Origin of the sequence: Pantoea sp. 22096 (genome assembly GCF_052045955.1) — a bacterium.
GTDB classification, from domain to species: Bacteria; Pseudomonadota; Gammaproteobacteria; order Enterobacterales; family Enterobacteriaceae; genus Pantoea; species Pantoea alfalfae.
Map to the genome: position 1 here is coordinate 1,558,991 of NZ_JBQEPW010000001.1, position 18,488 is coordinate 1,577,478.

Below are 18,488 nucleotides of genomic sequence, written 5' to 3' on the forward strand. Positions count from 1 at the left end.
TCCTCATTATTGTCCACGCCGGTCAGGCGTCCATTCCCGCAGAGTTAAGGCTGTCAGCACGTGATCCTGCCAGCGTCCGTCGATCAGCAGATAATCTTTCGCGTAACCCTCTTTCTCAAAACCAAGTCGCGCCAGCAGATCGCCGCTGCGCTGGTTGTGCGGCATGTAGTTCGCCATAATGCGATGAATATGCTGCTGGCGCTGCATATAGCGGATAGCCGACTGCAAGGCTTCGAACATCAGCCCCTGCCCCTGCCACTTTTCACCCAGTGAATAGCCGAGATAACAGGCGTGAAAGGAACCGCGCAGCACGTTACTGAAGTTCGCCACGCCCCGCACTTCGGTTTCATCGCTGTCCATGAGAATAAAATAGAAGGCCGTTCCCTGCTTATGCATGTCGGAAATCAGCCCGAGGCGCGCCTGCCAGCCCGAAGGGTAGCAGTGGCTATCGTCGCGCACCGGCTCCCATGGTTTTAAAAACAGGCGGTTTTCCGAATAGTAATCTGCCATTCGCCAGGCATCACGTTCGTGAACCAGACGGACCACCAGACGATCGGTGGTTAATCGCACCCTGGGCGCGGCAGAACGATAGCCAAACATCCTGACTCCTGAAATCAATGGCTGTGAGTGAAAGCCGTCATTACCCGGCGTTCACTATAACCGCCGCCTGGGCTGCGGTAAAACGTTACAGTGGTTTAGCTTTAAAGAGGTTGATTTTACTCTGTTATCACAGCGATGACCCGTCGGTTCGCCCGGCTAAAGTCCCACATGCTGGCTGGCAGGTTTGCCCTGCAGGGTAATCTCTTCCATACTTTTTACGCGCCCGAAAACAGGATGAATTGATTCACTCTGTTAAACACTAAACCTGTAAAAATCCGGGAGATCAGGATGAAACTCTATATCTATGACCATTGTCCTTTCTGCGTTAAAGCGCGAATGATTTTTGGTCTGAAAAATAAGCCGGTTGAGCTGGTGGTGATGCTCAACGACGATGAAGAGACGCCAAAACGACTGATCGGGCAGAAAATGGCACCGATTCTGCAAAAGCAGGATGGCAGCGCAATGCCTGAGAGCATGGAGATCGTGCAGTACGTCGATCAGCAGGATGGCGCACCGCTGATCACCGGCGCGCTGAACCCGGCAATTGGCGACTGGCTGCGTCACATGAACAGCTATGTCAATAAACTGCTGCTGCCGCGCATTGCCGAAGCGGCGTTTGCCGAGTTCGCTACGCCTGAGGCGCGTGACTATTTCCGCAGCAAAAAACAGGCGAGCCTCGGTGATTTTGAAACGCTGAAAAGCCACTCGGCCGGGCTGATTAAGAATGTGAGTGAAGATCTGCGCAAACTGGACAAATTAATCGTTCAGCCCAATGCGGTAAACGGCGAGCTATCGGAAGATGATTTTAATCTCTTCCCGCTACTCCGCTCTCTGACGCTGGTCGCCGGTATCGACTGGCCGAGCCGGGTCGCGGACTACCGCGATAACATGGCCAAACAGACTCAGGTAAATCTGCTCTCTTCGATAGCGCATTAGTCCCGCCTCCGATGAGAGACGCTGCGGCGTTTCTCATCCCTTTCCTGATGACACCCGCCACGCATTCAGGCAGGCTATGGCCTGTTTACTGGCTCTGATATTCAGGATAAAGATCGATGAAAAAGGTTTTTTTCGGGCTGACTGCCCTGTTGATGGCGCTGCTAATCAGCGGCTGTAATCAACTGACGCAATACACCATCAGCGAACAGGAAGTAAACCAGGCGCTGCAGAAACACAACAACTACGAGAAAGATATTGGCGTTTCCGGCCTGGTTAACGCACACATCGTGCTGAACAATCTGACCAGTCAGATTGGTCGCGAAGAACCAGGTAAAGTGACGCTCTCCGGTAACGCAAAAATCAACGTCACCTCACTGTTTGGCCCGCAGCAGGCCGATATGCAACTGAAAATGCGTGCTCAGCCGGTTTATGATCAGCAGCAGGGCGCAATTTATCTGCGCGATCTGGAGATTGTTGACGCCCAGGTGGCCCCGGAAAAAATGGCCTCAATCATGAAGACGCTGACACCTTATCTGAATCAGTCGCTGAAAAGCTACTTTGATCAAAAACCCGCCTATGTGCTCAGCGCAGACCGCAGCAAAGGCGAGTCGCTGGCGAAGAAATTTGCCAAAGGACTGGAAGTGAAGCCTGGCGAACTGGTTATTCCCTTTACGCAGTAATCCCGATTTCCGCGCCCCTGGCGCGGATTTTCTCTGGCGGCATAAAAAGCAGGTGCAAACGGTTGCCTGAATCCTTATGCTTAGACCCCGGCCAAAACACGCCTTTTGTTTCCCTTCTGCCGGAGCTTCACTGATGACAGCACAACCTCAGCAACTTACCCTGCGTCGCCCTGACGACTGGCATATTCATCTGCGCGACGATGAGATGCTCAACACGGTCCTGCCCTATACCAGCGCGGTGAATGGTCGTGCCATTGTGATGCCTAACCTGGTGCCGCCGGTGACCAGCGTGGCAGCAGGTGAAGCGTACCGCGATCGCATCCTGGCGGCGCTGCCCGCCGATCACGCCTTTACGCCGCTGATGACCTGCTACCTGACCGACTCGCTGGATCCTGATGAGCTTGAGCGCGGTTTCACCGCCGGTCTGTTCACTGCGGCGAAGCTCTATCCGGCGCACGCTACCACCAACTCCAGTCATGGCGTGACCAACATCGCGTCCATTACCTGCGTGCTGGATCGGATGCAGACGCTCGGTATGCCACTGCTGATCCATGGTGAAGTCACCGATGCGCATGTCGACATTTTTGACCGCGAAGCCCGGTTTATCGAAACGGTTATGGTGCCGCTGCGCAGCCAGTTTCCGGCACTGAAAGTGGTGATGGAGCACATTACCACTCAGGACGCCGCAGAGTATGTTGCCGCCGCCGATGAGACGCTGGGCGCGACCATTACCCCGCAGCATTTGATGTTTAACCGCAATCACATGCTGGTGGGCGGTATTCGTCCGCACCTCTATTGCCTGCCGATTCTTAAACGCAACGTGCATCAGGAAGCATTGCGCAAATTAGTGGCGAGTGGTCATCCGCGCGTCTTCCTCGGCACCGACACAGCACCGCATCTGCGTCATCTCAAAGAGGCCAGCTGCGGGTGTGCGGGCGTATTTAATGCGCCGACGTCGTTGCCCGCCTACGCCACCGTTTTTGAAGAGCTGAACGCGCTGGAACATTTTGAAGCGTTCTGTTCTGAAAATGGCCCGCGTTTTTACGGTCTGCCACTGAATGAGGGGACGATCACGCTAGTGCGTGAGCCGTGGCAGGTACCAGAGTCAATTGCGCTTGGCAGCCACTCACTGGTGCCGTTCCTGGCCGGTGAAACGCTGAACTGGCGCATCGCATAATTTTGCTTGCCTCCGGCTCATTGATACTGTAAATATATACAGCATCTTAACCGGAGGCTATTATGCGCGTTGAAATTACCGTATCCAATACCCGACCTCTTCCTGCTGGCGCGATTGAAGCGTTAAGCGATGAATTATCGCGCCGCATCGACGAACAGTTCCCTGACTCGACCAATCACGTCAAGGTACGTTACGCCAGTGCCAACAATCTCAGCGTGCTGGGCGGTGGAAAAGAGACGCGCGACCAGATCAGCGAAATCCTGCAGCAGACGTGGGAAAGCGCTGACGACTGGTTCATTACTGATTAACCGCCACTGTGCTTTTTTCCGGGTGTCGCCACCCGGTTTTTTTATCTTTTCTCCCCTCTCGCACTTCCCCCTCTCTGCATCTAGACTCTTAATGATCAATGCCCTATCCTTGCGCTCGTCACGCATAACAGGAGGTGCGACACCATGACTACTGATAAACCGGAAGAGGCGATGACCTTTGGTGAGTTGTTAGCACTGATTGGTGATCAGAAGCGTCGTTTAACGGTGCTGGAAAATGCCTTTTCCAGTCTGATTTTCTGTCTTGACGATCGTGCCAGTCAGTTGCTGGTGCACAATCTGTCGCTGGAAGCCCAAAATCAAAACCATGATGAGCAGCTCCAGCAGCACTTTGCCCGTCTTGCAGAAACACTGCAAAAACGTGGCGGTGGCATCGTGCCGGAAACCCCGACACTTTAAGCCCGCTCACGTGGCTAACCCGCTTTTACATGCCCATTGAACAGTGATAAAAAATGCCTGCCCGTCAGGCATTTTATTTTTCAACGCCCTCCTTTCAAACGCAAATATTCTATGAGAAGCTGGTTCACGGCATTTTTTAAACAGTGATACCCAGGTTTACTGTTATAATTGTTCCGCTATCGCAATAAAAAAGCCGCATTGAACCTCATCATGCACTTCGTTTAACGAGTAATAAGGAGGTTATAATGGACAGAAGAAAAGACGTTATCCAGACCCATCCTCTGGTGGGCTGGGACATCAGTACCGTTGATAGCTATGATGCCATGATGATCCGCCTGCACTCGCTGTCGTCGCAGGATCAAAAAGAAGAAGAAGCGGATGTTGGCCCGACCTACTGGCTGACAACGGATGTGGCAAGGCAGTTTATCTCGATCCTCGAAGCGGGCATCGCCAAGATAGAATCAGCTGAGCAACCAGAACGACTTCTTAATAAGCATTAATTTCTGCCGCATCAAAGAGGCGCCCTCAGGGGTGCCTTTTTCGTTTCTGTTTCTGGTATGCTTTTGATTATCTGACTCTTAGAGTGTCGTTATCATGATTTATGATCTTATCGTCGTCGGCAGTGGTTCAGTGGGCGCGGCGGCTGGCTACTATGCTACCCAGGCAGGTTTATCGGTATTAATGATTGACAGCGCCCATCCTCCTCACAATCAGGGAACGCATCATGGTGAGAGCCGGCTGATTCGTCACGCCTATGGTGAAGGCGAACATTATGTTCCGCTGGTTCTGCGGGCGCAGACGCTGTGGGATGAGCTGGAACAGCGCGCCGGTGAGCGCATCATGCATCGCAGCGGCGTACTTAACCTTGCTCCTGACCACTCCCCCTTTATCCGGAACGTTATCGACAGTGCGACCCGCTGGCAGCTCAATATCGAGGTGATGCAGCCTGATGAAGTGCGAAAGCGCTGGCCGCAAATCAACGTGCCAGAGGGTTATCTGGGCATATTTGAGCCGCAGTCCGGCTTTCTGAAATGTGAACAGGCGGTTCGCAGCTGGATCCAGCTGGCGGAACAGGCGGGCTGTGCGCAGCTGTTTAACTGCCCGGTCTCTGAGATTGGTCGTGATGGCGACCTGCAGCAGGTCACCACCCTGGATGGTATCTATCGGGGACGCAAAATGCTGATAAGCGCTGGAACCTGGGTCGGCAAATTAATTCCTGGCCTGCCGGTCGCCCCTACCCGCAAGGTATTTGCCTGGTATCAGGCAGATGGCCGCTACAGCGAGAATAATCAGTTCCCCGGCTTTACGGTTGAGATGGCAGATGGCAGCCAGTTTTACGGCTTCCCGGCGGACAACAACGCACTGAAGGTAGGTCGCCATGATGGCGGTCAGCTGATGCAGCAGCCTGAAGATCGTAAACCTTTTGGCACGGTAGCGGCGGACGGCAGTGAGGCCTTTGGTTTTCTCCGTCAGTTTTTACCTGGTGTCGGCGTCTGTCTGCATGGCGAAGCCTGCAGCTACGATTTCAGTCCGGACGAAGACTTTATTATCGATACCCTGCCGGGTGAACCCGACCGCATGGTCATCACCGGACTCAGCGGACATGGGTTTAAATTTGCCAGCGTTTTAGGCGAGCTTGCTGCGGAATTCGCACAGCAAAAACCGTTCTCCTTTGATTTGTCCCGCTTCCGCCTCTCGCGTTTCTGACTCTGATAACGGGTGGCATCAGTCTGATGCCACCCGGCTGACATAATCTGACGAAAACTGAATTTTCCTGACATAATGATAGTGTTTATTTCGCCCATATGGTTAATTGCCGCCATTTAACGTTGACGACTCTCCCGCCAGAAATATCTCATTCAGTAATATTGCTCATCTCGCTGCAGTTTTATTCAACCTTTTCATCCTGGAAATTAAAATTTATAGAAGCGTAAGGACGATTGCTTTTATATTTCATAATGTGGATGCTTATTTCAGATTATTTCTTTATGAAACCCACATTATGTTATTACGTAATACACCCCATCAGTTTGGATTGGTTACTGTGCTACTGCACTGGTCAATGGCGCTGGCGATTTATGCCATGTTTGCGCTAGGACTCTGGATGGTTGGTCTTGGCTATTACGATAGCTGGTATCACGACGCGCCGGAAATCCATAAAAGTATTGGCGTCATTCTGTTGCTGACGCTGATCATTCGCCTGCTATGGCGCGTTATTTCCCCACCGCCAAAGCCGCTGAGCAGCTATTCCCCGCTGGTGCGCATCAGTTCAGTAGTGGCGCACCTGCTCCTTTATACCCTGCTGCTGGCCATTCTGATCAGTGGCTATCTGATCTCCACCGCCGATGGCAAGCCCATCTCCGTATTTAACTGGTTCACGCTGCCCGCGCTGTTCAGCGGCGCAGGCGAACAGGCAGACCTGGCAGGCGACATTCATCTCTGGCTGGCCTGGACGGTTGTGGTCCTGTCGGTACTGCATGGTCTGGCTGCGCTAAAGCATCACGTTATCGATCGCGATATCACCCTAAAACGGATGTCAGGTTTACGTCTCCCCTTCCCCTTTGAAAAGGATAAATAATATGTTTAAGAAGACCCTGCTGGCGATGACCGGTGCCAGCCTGCTGCTCGGCTCAATGACTGCGGGTGCCGCAGACTATAAGATTGATAAAGAGGGCCAGCACGCCTTTATCCAGTTCCGCATTCAGCACCTGGGTTACAGCTGGCTCTACGGCACCTTCAAAGATTTTGACGGCAGCTTCACCTTCGATGAGAAGAACCCGGCAGCAGATAAAGTTGACGTGACCATTAACACCAGCAGCGTCGATACCAATCACGCGGAACGTGACAAGCATCTGCGTAGCGCTGACTTCCTGAACAGCAGCAAAAACCCGCAGGCCACCTTCAAATCCACAGCAGTAAAGAAAGAGGGTGATGAGCTGATGATTACCGGCGATCTCACGCTGAATGGCGTGACTAAGCCGGTGACGCTGGAGGCAAAAATGCTGGGTGAAGGCAAAGACCCGTGGGGCGGCTACCGCGCTGGCTTTGAAGCCGAAGGCGAAATTACACTGAAAGATTTTAACATTACCAAAGATCTGGGGCCAGCTTCGCAGAAAGTGGAGCTGATGATCTCGGTTGAAGGTGTGCGCCAGTAACACAGCAAGCCGCCTGAAGCTGACTTCAGGCGGCCACGATTATTTCTTCACTGGTGACGGAATGGTCATGTTTAACAGGCCACGCGACTTGTTAAAGATCTTGTTGCCATTCTCGCGTCCAGCCCGACGAGCGCGCTGCTCCTCCGGTGAGAGTTTCGCCTCTTCCTGACAGATCGGGCTACAGCAGTTCTCAAATTTCTCTGCGCAGCTTTTGCACTGGATAAACAGCAGATGACAGCCGTCATTGACGCAATTGACATGGGTATCACAGGGCTCGCCGCACTGATGACAGTTCGATAGCACGTCGTCAGAGATCCGTTCACCCATCCGCTCATCAAACACAAAATTTTTGCCTTTGAAGCGAACCGGTAATCCCTGTTCACGGGCGCGCCGGGCATACTCGATGATACCGCCTTCAATGTGGTAAACATCCTCGAAGCCGTTATGCCGCATCCAGGCGCTCGCCTTTTCACAGCGGATCCCGCCGGTGCAGTACATTACGATCTTTTTGTCTTTCTGATCCTGCAGCATATCAACCGCCATCGGCAGCTGATCGCGGAAGGTGTCAGCAGGCACTTCCAGCGCATTATCGAAGCGGCCCACTTCATATTCATAGTGGTTACGCATATCAACGAACAGGGCATCAGGATCGTCCAGCATGGCGTTAACCTCGGCCGCTTTCAGATACTGACCTACGTCGCTGGCATCAAAACTGGCGTCATCGATACCGTCCGCAACAATGCGATCGCGCACTTTAAGGCGCAATACCCAGAATGATTTTCCATCATCATCCAGCGCAATATTCATTCGCAGGTTGTTCAGCGCCGGATCAAAGCCATACAGCCACTCTTTCATCTTTTCATACTGGCTGGCGGGCACGCTGATCTGTGCATTAATACCTTCGTGCGCGACATAGACGCGGCCAAAGACCTTGAGTGACGTCAGGCCAAGGTAGAGCGCGTCGCGGAAAGCTTTAGGGTCGGCAATCTGGAAATATTTATAAAAAGAGACTGTGGTGCGCGGCTCAGTTTCAGCCAGCATGCGCGCCTTCAGCTCTTTATTGGAAACGAGGTTATGTAACACTGGCATGGTGTTCTTTCCTGTTATCAATAGGAGAAATTTAGCGGGCACATGATACCTGATTTCACCGGGATGCAAAGACCAGTCTCGGAATCAGGCGCGGGTTGCTGTTTTTTCCGGCACTATCTGGCTATTTAACAGCAGCCTGCAGTCGTCCGTTCTGTCAGTGATATTTATACGCACGATAAAAACTGGCACAATAGCGTAAATCAATGAGATATCAGCACTGCATGGTGCGCGACGCAGGAAAATTAATCTTCACATGACTCAGTTGCCTCAGTTTTCACGAGAACTGCTTCACCCGCGCTATTGGCTGACCTGGCTGGGTGTCGCTTCTCTTTATCTTTTGGTGCTACTTCCTTATCCCCTGCTTTATGTGCTCGGCTGCAATATTGGTCGTATTGGGATGCGTTTTATGACGCGACGCGTCAGTATCGCCCGACGTAATCTGGAATTAACATTTCCTGATATGCCGGTTAACGAACGCGAAGCGATGGTTAAGCACAATTTTGAATCAGTCGGTATGGGATTGATTGAGACCGGTATGGCGTGGTTCTGGCCAGACTGGCGCATCAACAAATGGCATAAGCCTTCGGGTCTGGAGCATATCCAGCAGGCGCGAGATAGTCAGCGTGGCGTGCTGCTCATCGGCATGCACTTTCTGACGCTGGAGATTGGTGCACGCATGTTTGGCATCCATAATCCTGGCATTGGTGTCTATCGCCCCAATGACAATAAACTGATCGACTGGCTGCAGGTAAAAGGCCGGATGCGGTCAAATAAAAGCATGATCGATCGTAAAGATCTCAAAGGCATGATCCGCGCACTGAAGCACGGTGACATCATCTGGTACGCACCCGATCATGATTATGGCCCGCGTAGCAGCGTCTTTGTGCCCTTTTTCGCTGTAGAAAAAGCAGCCACGACAGTGGGCACGCATCTGCTGATCCGCACCGGTAAACCGGCAGTTATCCCCTTTGTGCCGCGTCGTCTGCCCGACGGCCGTGGTTATGAACTGATGATACTGCCTGACATCAGCGCCGAATTTACGCTGGAAAGCGATGAAGTGACCGCCGCCAGGATGAATAAAGTGGTCGAAGAGGGCGTCCTGCTGGCTCCCGAACAGTACATGTGGCTCCACCGCCGCTTTAAAACACGCCCTGAAGGCGAGCCTTCACGTTATTAATCAGTTCGCGCTAAATGTTCACCTGACATTTAGCGCGTTTCTGACCCGACATCCTGCTAAATAAATCAGTCACTCAGCACAGAAGAATCCTTTCAGTCATATTTCAGGGCCAGCGAGGAGTATGGGACTATAACCGGAATATAATTTATTTCTGTTTACCGTTAAAATCGCTAACCAATTAATTCACCGCAGACCGCTGAACGCTCACTTTAGCTTTTTATTAATTAATATTGCAACGATCTCTGTTTAGTTTTATTTGGCGCTATTTATTCCGCATGCCAGGCCTAATCCTATTTAGCCGGCCTTAATGATATCTCTGCGCTTATGAATCGATAAAAATTAACTGATTTTACAATCGATTACTCAGTAAATCTGGCTTATATTCCATTTTTTATTTTTTTAACATACTGATAGATCGTTATGGAATTTGAAGTCGTTTGTGATTATCGGTAATTTCATTTGTAACAGTCAGACCTTTAACAGACCTGGCCAAAACTATAAAAAAGACAATACACAGCAACCTCTAACGGGACAGATTATATGAACAAAGGTCTCTACTATTACGTTACTATCGGCACCGATCAGGACAATTATCATTTTCTCCATCGAAAGGGGTGCAAACGCTTGCCTGATAAAGACGAGCTGATATTTATCGGCACATTATATAATCTGAGTCAGGCACTTTCGATCGCCAGAATTAATTTTAAGAAAGTGAAGCCCTGTATAAAATGTTGTATCCGCTACTCATCACCGGTGATTCATGAGTCTGTTCAACCCGTCCTGCACTTTCCGCAAAAGATGATCTGATCCTGGCTGGCGGAAAATGGCTTATTTCCCGCCAGTTGCACCGCCCTGCCCTTTCCCTCCCTCAGATTTCGTCTATCCTTCACTGAAATCAAAACAATCCGTAGTTAATGAACCCGTAAGGAGAAGAGCGATGAGCATGTACAGTACGTTAGAGGAAGCGATTGATGCTGCACGTGAGGAGTTCCTCGCTAACAACCCTGAAGTGGATGAAGAAGAAGCTTCAATCGGTCAGTTTGGTCTGCAAAAATATGTGATGCAGGATGGCGATATCATGTGGCAGGCTGAGTTCCTGGCAGATGAAGGTGATGCGGGTGAATGTCTGCCTTTCCGCAGTGGCGAAGGTGCGCAGGCTATTTTTGATGCTGACTTTGATGAAGTGGAGCTGCGTCAGGAGTGGTTAGCGGAAAATACGCTGCATGAGTGGGATGATGGCGAATTCCAGCTGGAGCCGCCGCTTGACACCGAAGAGGGTGAAGCTGCGGCACAAGAGTGGGAGGATGATAACAGCGACTCCGATCGCAGTTATTCGTAAGGACCGTGACTGGCATCCACCGGTAATAACAGGGTGTCCATCACCAGTGACAGCGGCAGATCAAGGATGGTCAGTACCCGCCACCCGCTGTCACGCACGTCCCACTGCACGCCGGGATAATACTGATTACCGTGCCCCTGTCCGGGCACGGTACGGCTGATAATACTGCCGCATCCGCTTAAACAGAGCACAGCCGCAACGATAACGCCTGTCTTAAATAACCCTTTCACCACTGATATCCGCCCTGAACAGCCTTTGAAATCGTCACACGCTGCCTGCGGTGACGGCCAGCACTCAATTTATCATCCTGATGCTGTTTTAATCCGATAAAAAAAGCGGCATCGCTGCCGCTTTTTCAGATTACGCGTTTTTTGCCAGCGCGTGAGGGTTAAGCGTGAGTTTCTGATAACTCTCTACCCACTGATGATACTTGTCCGCATTTTCCCACAGTCGGGTATGAACACGGGCCAGCACCACCGGATCGCTGATCAACTGCAAACGCTGCTCGCGACCCAGTTTGTCCGGAGCATCGCTCAGCGCCTGATCTACACGTCGATCACGGGCATAGTCCAGTAACTGACTCTGCTTATGACGTGATGTCGCCAGTGCCGTTGCCAGCGCGTTAAAGGCGGGATGGAACAGGGCATGCATAAAGCCATTTTCCAGCGCACGTTCGCGGTTCAGCAGCACATAGCGATCGGTATCGACCAGCTCCTGCGGCGGCGAGTACTCTTCCGGGATCAGAAACAGTTTGGCTTTCTTGCTCTTAAGGCCCAATGTTGCGCGGCTCGACATCACCGAAACAAACGGCGACAGGATCAGTGAGAAAACAATAGGAGCCAGCCACCACAGGAAGTTGAGATCCAGCAGTCCCATACCAATTGCCCATACCAGACCCAATGCCATCTGCGAACCGTGACGTTTAAACGCCTCGCTCCACGGCGTGGCATCGTCATCACGCTGCGGTGAGTTCCAGACCACTTCCCAGCCCAGGAAGGCACTGACCACAAACACCGTATGGAACAGCATGCGCACCGGTGCCAGCAGCACCGAGAACAGCGTTTCCAGCACCAGTGATGCCAGCAGGCGCAGCGGCCCACCGTAGGCTTTCGATCCTTTAAACCAGATCAACACCACACTCAGCATCTTTGGCAGGAATAGCAGCACCATCGTGGTCGAGAAGAGCGCTATCGCCAGCTCAGGACGCCACTGCGGCCAGACCGGGAACAGCTGCCGCGGTTGCAGGAAGTAGGTCGGTTCCATCAACGTATGCACCACCTGTAAGGCAGTGGAGAGCGCCAGGAACATAAACCACAGCGGAGCCGACAGGTAAGACATGACGCCGGTCAGGAACACCGCACGGTGAACCGGGTGCATCCCTTTTACCAGGAACAGGCGGAAGTTCATCAGGTTGCCGTGACACCATCGACGGTCACGCTTCAGCTCATCCAGCAGGTTCGGTGGCAGCTCTTCATAGGAACCCGGCAGGTCATAGGCAATCCAGACGCCCCAGCCGGCACGACGCATCAGCGCGGCTTCAACGAAGTCATGTGACATGATTGAACCGGCAAAAGAGCCTTCACCCGGTAACGGGGCCAGCGCACAGTGCTCAATAAAGGGTTTCACGCGGATAATGGCGTTGTGACCCCAGTAGTGAGACTCGCCCAACTGCCAGAAGTGCAGACCGGCAGTAAACAACGGACCGTAGACGCGGGTTGCGAACTGCTGACAGCGCGCATAGAGCGTATCCATACCCGAGGCTTTCGGCGACGACTGGATGATACCGGCATTCGGATTCGCATCCATCATGCGCACCAGACCGGTCAGACACTCACCGCTCATGACGCTATCGGCATCCAGTACGACCATGTAGCTGTAGTTGCTGCCCCAGCGACGGCAGAAGTCATCGATGTTACCGCTTTTACGCTTCACACGACGACGACGACGGCGATAGAAGATCTTGCCCGCCCCGCCAACATCCCGCACCAGTTCCATCCAGGCTTTCTGCTCGGCAATGGCGATATCCGCATCGTAGCTGTCACTGAGGATGTAGACATCGAAATGTTCAGCGTTACCGGTGCGAACCACAGACTCCCAGGTTGCACGCAGACCCGCATAGACACGCTCAACGTCTTCATTACAGATCGGCATAATCAGCGCGGTACGATGTTCCGGATTAAGCGGCTCATCTCCGACCGTTGAGTACGAAATACTGTATTTGTCACGGCCAATCAAGAGTTGCAGGAAGCCCATCAGGGCGGTCCAGAAACCGGCTGAAACCCAGCAGAACAGGATAGCGAACAGGAACAGGATGCCGGTCTGCAACACATAGGGCAGGATCTGCATCACTGACTGCTGCCAGTTCTGATTGATCATCTCCATCGGGTCCAGCAGCGTCCAGCCCTGATAGGGCAGAATACTTTTCATGTACCAGGTGGCGACCACGGTCTGGAAAATGGTCAGGATCAGCAGGATATAGCGGCGAATCGAACCGACATGACGCCACTTCTCTTCGGCACGCTGCTCTTCCGCATTGGCATAACGCGGCACCGATTTGTGACCACGCAGTGAGTCCCAGGCACGGGCAACCGGGTTGGTACGCCAGGCTTCCGGGAACATCAGTGAGCGTTTAACCTTCGGCATCGCTTTCAGCGTGGTACGGTCGAGATAATCTTTACCCAACTGCTGGCCGTCGGCCAGCGAATCGGGCCAGGCCATTTCGACCCGCGATGAGACCGATTTTAACGGCGCATCGTCGGGACGATCACTGGCTGCGACATCCCTGCCCAGCGCATCATGGATGAAGTGGAACTCGCTGGCATTCTGCAATGAGACGCTCAGGCGGGCCTTCCCTGCCGCATCCAGCGGCAGAGATTCCACATAACGTTGAGGTGTAAAAGTGGATTTATTCATTGGCAGGTAACTGATAGCTCCAGGTTTCCGTCAATGTCTTGTCGCCGCTGACCAGGGCCGCACGCATTTCGGTGGACTGTTTGGCATCTTTTACACGCAGACGCAACACCAGACGCCAGCCTTTGGTGACCGGGTTATAACGTACGCTCTGCTCGACCACATCAGCATTTTTGCCGACGCTGACCTGCGGTGCCACCTGGCTGTTTTCCGCCATCTTACTCATGTCTTTACCCACGAAGTCGATGGTGAAAGCCACGGTGCCATCCGGCTGACGCACGAGATTAGACTGCTTCACGTCACCCGCTGAACGGAGGGTGTTTTTGACCCAGGCCGTATCGTCGGAGTGCAGCTGGTTTTCATCGCGTGAGAAGTGCAGACGATATTTGAAGTTCATCTCTTTGCCAGGCTCTGGCAGCGTCTCTGGCGTCCAGAACGCAACGATGTTGTCGTTGGTTTCGTCGGCCGTCGGGATTTCAACCAGTTCGACCCGGCCTTTACCCCAGTCGCCGATTGGCTCAACCCAGCCGCTTGGACGCAGATCATAGCGGTCATCAAGATCCTGATAGTTGTTAAAGTCACGCCCGCGCTGCAGCAGACCAAAGCCTTTTGGATTCTCGATAGTATAGGTGCTCACCGCCAGATGACGCGGGTTATTCAGCGGACGCCAAATCCACTCCCCGTTGCCATTGTGGATGGAGAGACCGTCAGAGTCGTGCAGAGCCGGACGGAAGTTGTTCACCGTAGATGGCTGGTTCTGCCCGAACAGGAACATACTGGTCAGCGGCGCAATACCCAGTTTGCCAACGTTATCACGCAGGTAAACTTTTGACTGCACATCAACGGTTGACGCCTCACCCGGATGCAGCACAAAGCGATACGCACCCGCCGCGCGCGGCGAATCGAGCAGTGCATAGATCACCAGCTGTTTGTCCTGTGGTTTAGGACGCTGAATCCAGAACTCTTTGAAACGCGGGAACTCTTCACCGGACGGCAGCGCCGTATCAATGGCCAGTCCACGCGCCGACAGGCCATAAACCTGACCGGCACCGATCACCCGGAAGTAGCTGGCACCCAGGAAGCTGGCGATTTCATCGTTTTTACCCTTGTTGTTCAGTGGATAAAGGACTTTGAAACCGGCAAAACCGAGGTTTTTCACCGCATCCGCGTCATGTTTTACATTACCGAAATTAAAATAATCGGGGTTGTATTTAATCTCGCGCACCGCGCTGGCGGTCACTTCGTTAATCTGCACCGGGGTATCGAAGTACATGCCCTGATGATAGAACTCCAGCTTGAATGGCGTGCGCAGTTTGCCCCAATACGCTTTATCGTGGTTAAACTGGATCTGCTGATAATCAGCAAATTTCATTTCACGAAATTGAGAGGGTAAATTGCTTTTAGGCGCTTCGAAGCTTTTCCCTGCCAACGCTTTGGCTTGTTTTGCAACATCATCGATATTAAACGCCCAACTGTTATTAGCGTACAACGCCAGCAGAACTGCAGTACCAATCCAGCGTACCTTCATCAGTCCGGCTTTATTTTTTTCTTTAGTCAGCACATCCCCCCCTTTCGTGTGCTTAAATCAAACCCGTTTATCTTAAAGGATTATTCGGTTTTCCGACAGCTTATGCGCAACATTGTTCCCGCATTTCGTCAGGCTTAACGCTACTTTTAGGACAATTAGACACTACGGATTCCACTGATAGTATACCCGGTTTATCCCAGGTAGAATTTTGCCCGAGCATAATCCGGTTTCAGGGTGAAACTGGCCAAACGTACTAACGAACTGGAACTTTATGAGTACTGTAAAACCTGAACGTGAATACTTCCTCGACTCCATCCGCGCGTATCTGATGTTACTGGGGGTGCCGTTTCACGTTTCCCTCATCTACTCAGCACAGAAATGGGCAGTAAACAGCCAGGAGGCCTCATTATGGCTGACGCTGCTGAATGATTTTATTCATGCGTTTCGTATGCAGGTCTTTTTTGTCATCTCGGGCTACTTCTCCTACATGCTGTATCTGCGCTATCAGCCACGACGTTTCCTGAAGGTGCGTCTGGAACGCGTGGGGATACCGCTTCTCACCGCCGTTCCACTGCTCACGCTGCCGCAATTTTTCATGCTGAAAGCGTGGACAGATAAGCTGGCTGACTGGCCTCGTTTCACGCCGTATGAGAAATTTAATAACCTGATGTGGGAACTGATTTCACACCTGTGGTTCCTGGTAGTACTGGTGATGCTGACCACGCTGGGCATGGTGACGTTCCGCTGGTTGCGCGATCAGCATCGCACCATTGATTACACGCGGGTTGGCTGGGGTGCACTGACCGCTGGCGTACTGGCGTGGGCGCTGGTCTGGTGCGTGTTTCGCCGTCTGGTGTTTCTGTTCCAGCCCGCCTGGCTGATGGATGGTTTGTTCAATATCATCGTGATGCAGACACTTTTCTATCTGCCGTTCTTTATGCTTGGGGCGCTGGCGTGGAAGCATCCACCACTGAAGCAGCTGTTTGTGCGGTTTAATCCCGTGATGTGGATTGGCGCGGTGTTGATGTTTGTCGCCTACTGTACCAATCAGCGTCTGAGCAGCGGCGATGGCTGGTTATATGAGCTGGATGCAATCATCACGACGCTAATGGGACTTTGCATGCTGAACGTCTGCTTCTGCTTTGGTCACAAACTGCTTAACGCGCATTCACCGCGCATCATGTATCTGGTCAATGCATCACTGTTTATCTATCTGGTGCACCATCCGCTGACGCTGCTGTATGGCATTTATGTCACGCCGCGCATCGAAAACAACACGCTGGGCTTCTTCGTTGGCCTGTTGATGGTGTTTGGCATCGCATTTCTGCTGTATGAGATTCACCTGCGCATCCCGCTGCTGCGGTTCCTGTTCTCGGGGAAGTTTGAGCGTAAATAAGATGGTTCAGCCATTTATGGTTTTAGCCGCAGACAGCTAAAGAGTTCAACAGCGATGGGCGCATACGCCCGCAGCAAAGCATAGCGGGCCAGGTACGGCCCGCGCTGAGCCCGCCAGGGATGGCGGGTTTTGCGTCTTTGCGGAAGGCGTATGCTTTCTGAGCCAGAGCCTGTACCCAGGTAAGTTACAGCTTACAGCAGCCATTCAATCGGCAGTCGCCACACTAACCGCACCTGCAGCCGTTGCCACCAGGAGCAGCCCGGCTCGTGTTTATGCACGATCTGCTGCGGCTCATCCGGATACTCCAGCCAGTTTACCCGTCCCCACTTATCCAGCCGCAGCGTCCATGCCCGATCGCGCATCGACTGACTGAAGCGCTGATGCGTTTCTCCGGCCAGCGCCGCACTCTCAATCACCAGTCCCATTTCCGTATTCAGCACCGCTGAACGGGGATCGAAGTTAAACGAGCCGATAAACAGCGTCTGTTGATCCACCGAAAAGGTTTTGGCATGCAGGCTGGAGCCAGAGTTACCGGTTAATCCCCGATCGTGCGGGGCTTCAGGGACGTTCGCCTGTGGTTTTAGCTCATAGAGCGCAATGCCATGGCGCAGCAATTTCTTGCGCCATTTGGCGTAACCGGCATGAACAATCGACACATCGTTGGCCGCCAGCGAGTTGGTCAGAATGGCAATTTTCACCCCTTTGCGCTTCAGCGCCAGCAACTGGGCGACGCCTGCACGGGTTGGCACAAAGTAGGCAGAGATGATATCGAACTGCTCCTGCGGCGTGCCAATGACCTCCAGCATCCGCTGCGGCAGCAGGCTTCTGGCGCGCGCTTTACCCAGCCCTTTACGCGGATCGTCACTCAGCAGGCGTGCTTTTGCCCAGGTCAGCGCCAGCGTCCCCTCTTCCAGCTCCTGCAGCAGGGATGAATTTTCCAGTCGCTTCAGATAGCGCTGAACCGGCTCACTGTGACGCCATTCTGCTGGCAGACTCACACTGTCCTCATCCGGCGCCTCATCATCCAGCACCTTCTGCAGCGGGGACACCGGCTTACTGTGCCAGTAGCGCTCAAAATCCTCTGCCACCTCTTTCACCACCGGGCCAATCGCCATCACGTCGAGATCGGCAAACAGCGGTTCATTACCGGTGCCGAAATATTCGTCGCCGACATTGCGCCCGCCAACCACGGTCGTCACGCCATCCACCGTAAAGCTCTTGTTGTGCATGCGGCGGTTCAGACGGGCAAAATCGGTGAGATAGCCCAGCGCTCGCAGGGTGCGAAACGAGAATGGGTTAAACAGCCGGACCTCAATATTGGGATGGCGATTAAGCTGGGCCAGCGTCTCGTCCAGGCCCGGCGTATTATTATCATCCAGCAACAGCCGTACCTTTACGCCGCGTCGGGCTGCCTCCAGTACGGCGCTGAACAGCAGCCGGCCAGAGAGATCGTTTTGCCAGATGTAATACTGAATATCGAGTGACCGCTCCGCTTTCTGCATCAGCAGATAACGGGCAGCAAAGGCATCCAGCCCGTCGCTCAACTGATGGACACCGCTCAGCCCTGGGTGGCGCTGGCACTGAGGCTCCAGCCGTGTTTCCAGCCAGCTGGTCTGTTCTGATCGCTGCGAGAGCTCAAACGCTTCGGTCATGAAAATTCCCTGTAAAATGCAGTTATTTTTATTATTCCCCGGCCCGGCGTCTGACGCCATACCTCTGCCCGATTGAATGAGCGGTCACGGGCGTTTTTTAGTCTAGACTTAACCGGACGATCTG

Annotated in this window: 19 protein-coding genes; 13 read left to right on the forward strand and 6 right to left on the reverse strand. The window is 52.9% G+C overall.

Annotation, left to right across the window (positions count from 1 at the left end; genetic code table 11):
* Positions 1 to 6: 6 nt before the first annotated feature.
* Positions 7 to 600 carry a ribosomal protein S5-alanine N-acetyltransferase gene (rimJ, locus tag ACTJKZ_RS07280; RefSeq protein ID WP_150009757.1) on the reverse strand — a complete coding sequence of 198 codons (594 nt, stop codon included), beginning with the start codon at positions 598 to 600 and terminating at the stop codon, positions 7 to 9.
* 288 nt (positions 601 to 888) lie between these two features.
* On the opposite strand from rimJ, the gene grxB reads away from it, so the two are divergent.
* From grxB to ACTJKZ_RS07325, 9 genes are all read left to right on the forward strand, one after another.
* A complete protein-coding gene (gene grxB, locus ACTJKZ_RS07285; RefSeq protein WP_161733809.1) occupies positions 889 to 1,536 on the forward strand; it encodes a glutaredoxin 2 in 648 nt (215 codons plus the stop codon).
* A 116-nt stretch (positions 1,537 to 1,652) separates the two neighbouring features.
* Positions 1,653 to 2,216: a lipoprotein gene (locus ACTJKZ_RS07290; RefSeq protein WP_161733811.1), complete on the forward strand. Its 564-nt coding sequence runs from the start codon at positions 1,653 to 1,655 to the stop codon at positions 2,214 to 2,216.
* 133 nt (positions 2,217 to 2,349) lie between these two features.
* A complete protein-coding gene (pyrC, locus tag ACTJKZ_RS07295; RefSeq protein ID WP_440829412.1) occupies positions 2,350 to 3,393 on the forward strand; it encodes a dihydroorotase in 1,044 nt (347 codons plus the stop codon).
* Between the two features lie 62 nt (positions 3,394 to 3,455).
* The gene (gene dinI, locus ACTJKZ_RS07300; RefSeq protein WP_003849907.1) at positions 3,456 to 3,701 is read left to right on the forward strand and encodes a DNA damage-inducible protein I; all 246 of its coding nucleotides are present in this window, start codon (positions 3,456 to 3,458) and stop codon (positions 3,699 to 3,701) included.
* A gap of 144 nt (positions 3,702 to 3,845) precedes the next feature.
* Positions 3,846 to 4,118, forward strand: coding sequence for a hypothetical protein (locus tag ACTJKZ_RS07305; RefSeq protein ID WP_150009763.1), 273 nt, complete (start codon positions 3,846 to 3,848; stop codon positions 4,116 to 4,118).
* A 245-nt stretch (positions 4,119 to 4,363) separates the two neighbouring features.
* Positions 4,364 to 4,618, forward strand: a complete 255-nt coding sequence (bssS, locus tag ACTJKZ_RS07310) for a biofilm formation regulator BssS (protein WP_013357427.1) — start codon at positions 4,364 to 4,366, stop codon at positions 4,616 to 4,618.
* A 94-nt stretch (positions 4,619 to 4,712) separates the two neighbouring features.
* Complete coding sequence (gene solA, locus ACTJKZ_RS07315; protein WP_161733815.1) at positions 4,713 to 5,825, forward strand: N-methyl-L-tryptophan oxidase; 1,113 nt, start codon at positions 4,713 to 4,715, stop codon at positions 5,823 to 5,825.
* Between the two features lie 295 nt (positions 5,826 to 6,120).
* Positions 6,121 to 6,696, forward strand: a complete 576-nt coding sequence (locus tag ACTJKZ_RS07320; RefSeq protein ID WP_440829413.1) for a cytochrome b — start codon at positions 6,121 to 6,123, stop codon at positions 6,694 to 6,696.
* 1 nt (position 6,697) lies between these two features.
* Positions 6,698 to 7,273, forward strand: coding sequence for a YceI family protein (locus ACTJKZ_RS07325; protein ID WP_161733819.1), 576 nt, complete (start codon positions 6,698 to 6,700; stop codon positions 7,271 to 7,273).
* Positions 7,274 to 7,312: 39 nt separating this feature from the next.
* Here the strand turns inward: ACTJKZ_RS07325 and trhO are convergent, their stop codons facing one another.
* Positions 7,313 to 8,362, reverse strand: coding sequence for an oxygen-dependent tRNA uridine(34) hydroxylase TrhO (trhO, locus tag ACTJKZ_RS07330; RefSeq protein WP_150009771.1), 1,050 nt, complete (start codon positions 8,360 to 8,362; stop codon positions 7,313 to 7,315).
* Positions 8,363 to 8,615: 253 nt separating this feature from the next.
* Between trhO and ACTJKZ_RS07335 the strand changes: the two genes are divergently transcribed.
* The 3 genes from ACTJKZ_RS07335 (at position 8,616) to ACTJKZ_RS07345 (ending at position 10,878) form a co-directional block, all read left to right on the forward strand.
* The gene (locus tag ACTJKZ_RS07335) at positions 8,616 to 9,539 is read left to right on the forward strand and encodes a Kdo(2)-lipid IV(A) acyltransferase (protein WP_150009773.1); all 924 of its coding nucleotides are present in this window, start codon (positions 8,616 to 8,618) and stop codon (positions 9,537 to 9,539) included.
* 540 nt (positions 9,540 to 10,079) lie between these two features.
* Positions 10,080 to 10,346: a hypothetical protein gene (locus tag ACTJKZ_RS07340; RefSeq protein ID WP_440829414.1), complete on the forward strand. Its 267-nt coding sequence runs from the start codon at positions 10,080 to 10,082 to the stop codon at positions 10,344 to 10,346.
* A 130-nt stretch (positions 10,347 to 10,476) separates the two neighbouring features.
* Positions 10,477 to 10,878 (forward strand): MysB family protein, encoded by a 402-nt coding sequence (locus ACTJKZ_RS07345; RefSeq protein WP_013357421.1) that lies wholly within the window; start codon positions 10,477 to 10,479, stop codon positions 10,876 to 10,878.
* Here ACTJKZ_RS07345 and ACTJKZ_RS07350 read toward each other — a convergent pair.
* From ACTJKZ_RS07350 to ACTJKZ_RS07360, 3 genes are all read right to left on the reverse strand, one after another.
* Positions 10,869 to 11,081 carry a YceK/YidQ family lipoprotein gene (locus tag ACTJKZ_RS07350; protein ID WP_161733850.1) on the reverse strand — a complete coding sequence of 71 codons (213 nt, stop codon included), beginning with the start codon at positions 11,079 to 11,081 and terminating at the stop codon, positions 10,869 to 10,871. The two genes, ACTJKZ_RS07345 and ACTJKZ_RS07350, sit on opposite strands and share 10 nt — an antisense overlap.
* Before the next feature lie 157 nt (positions 11,082 to 11,238).
* Complete coding sequence (mdoH, locus tag ACTJKZ_RS07355; RefSeq protein WP_161733821.1) at positions 11,239 to 13,791, reverse strand: glucans biosynthesis glucosyltransferase MdoH; 2,553 nt, start codon at positions 13,789 to 13,791, stop codon at positions 11,239 to 11,241.
* The gene (locus ACTJKZ_RS07360) at positions 13,784 to 15,319 is read right to left on the reverse strand and encodes a glucan biosynthesis protein G (protein ID WP_190285891.1); all 1,536 of its coding nucleotides are present in this window, start codon (positions 15,317 to 15,319) and stop codon (positions 13,784 to 13,786) included. The genes mdoH and ACTJKZ_RS07360 overlap by 8 nt, the downstream gene beginning before the upstream one ends.
* A 268-nt stretch (positions 15,320 to 15,587) precedes the next feature.
* Between ACTJKZ_RS07360 and mdoC the strand changes: the two genes are divergently transcribed.
* Positions 15,588 to 16,712, forward strand: a complete 1,125-nt coding sequence (mdoC, locus tag ACTJKZ_RS07365) for a glucans biosynthesis protein MdoC (RefSeq protein WP_161733823.1) — start codon at positions 15,588 to 15,590, stop codon at positions 16,710 to 16,712.
* A 191-nt stretch (positions 16,713 to 16,903) separates the two neighbouring features.
* Here mdoC and ACTJKZ_RS07370 read toward each other — a convergent pair whose 3' ends face one another.
* A complete protein-coding gene (locus ACTJKZ_RS07370) occupies positions 16,904 to 18,364 on the reverse strand; it encodes a phospholipase D family protein (protein WP_161733825.1) in 1,461 nt (486 codons plus the stop codon).
* Positions 18,365 to 18,488 lie beyond the last annotated feature (124 nt).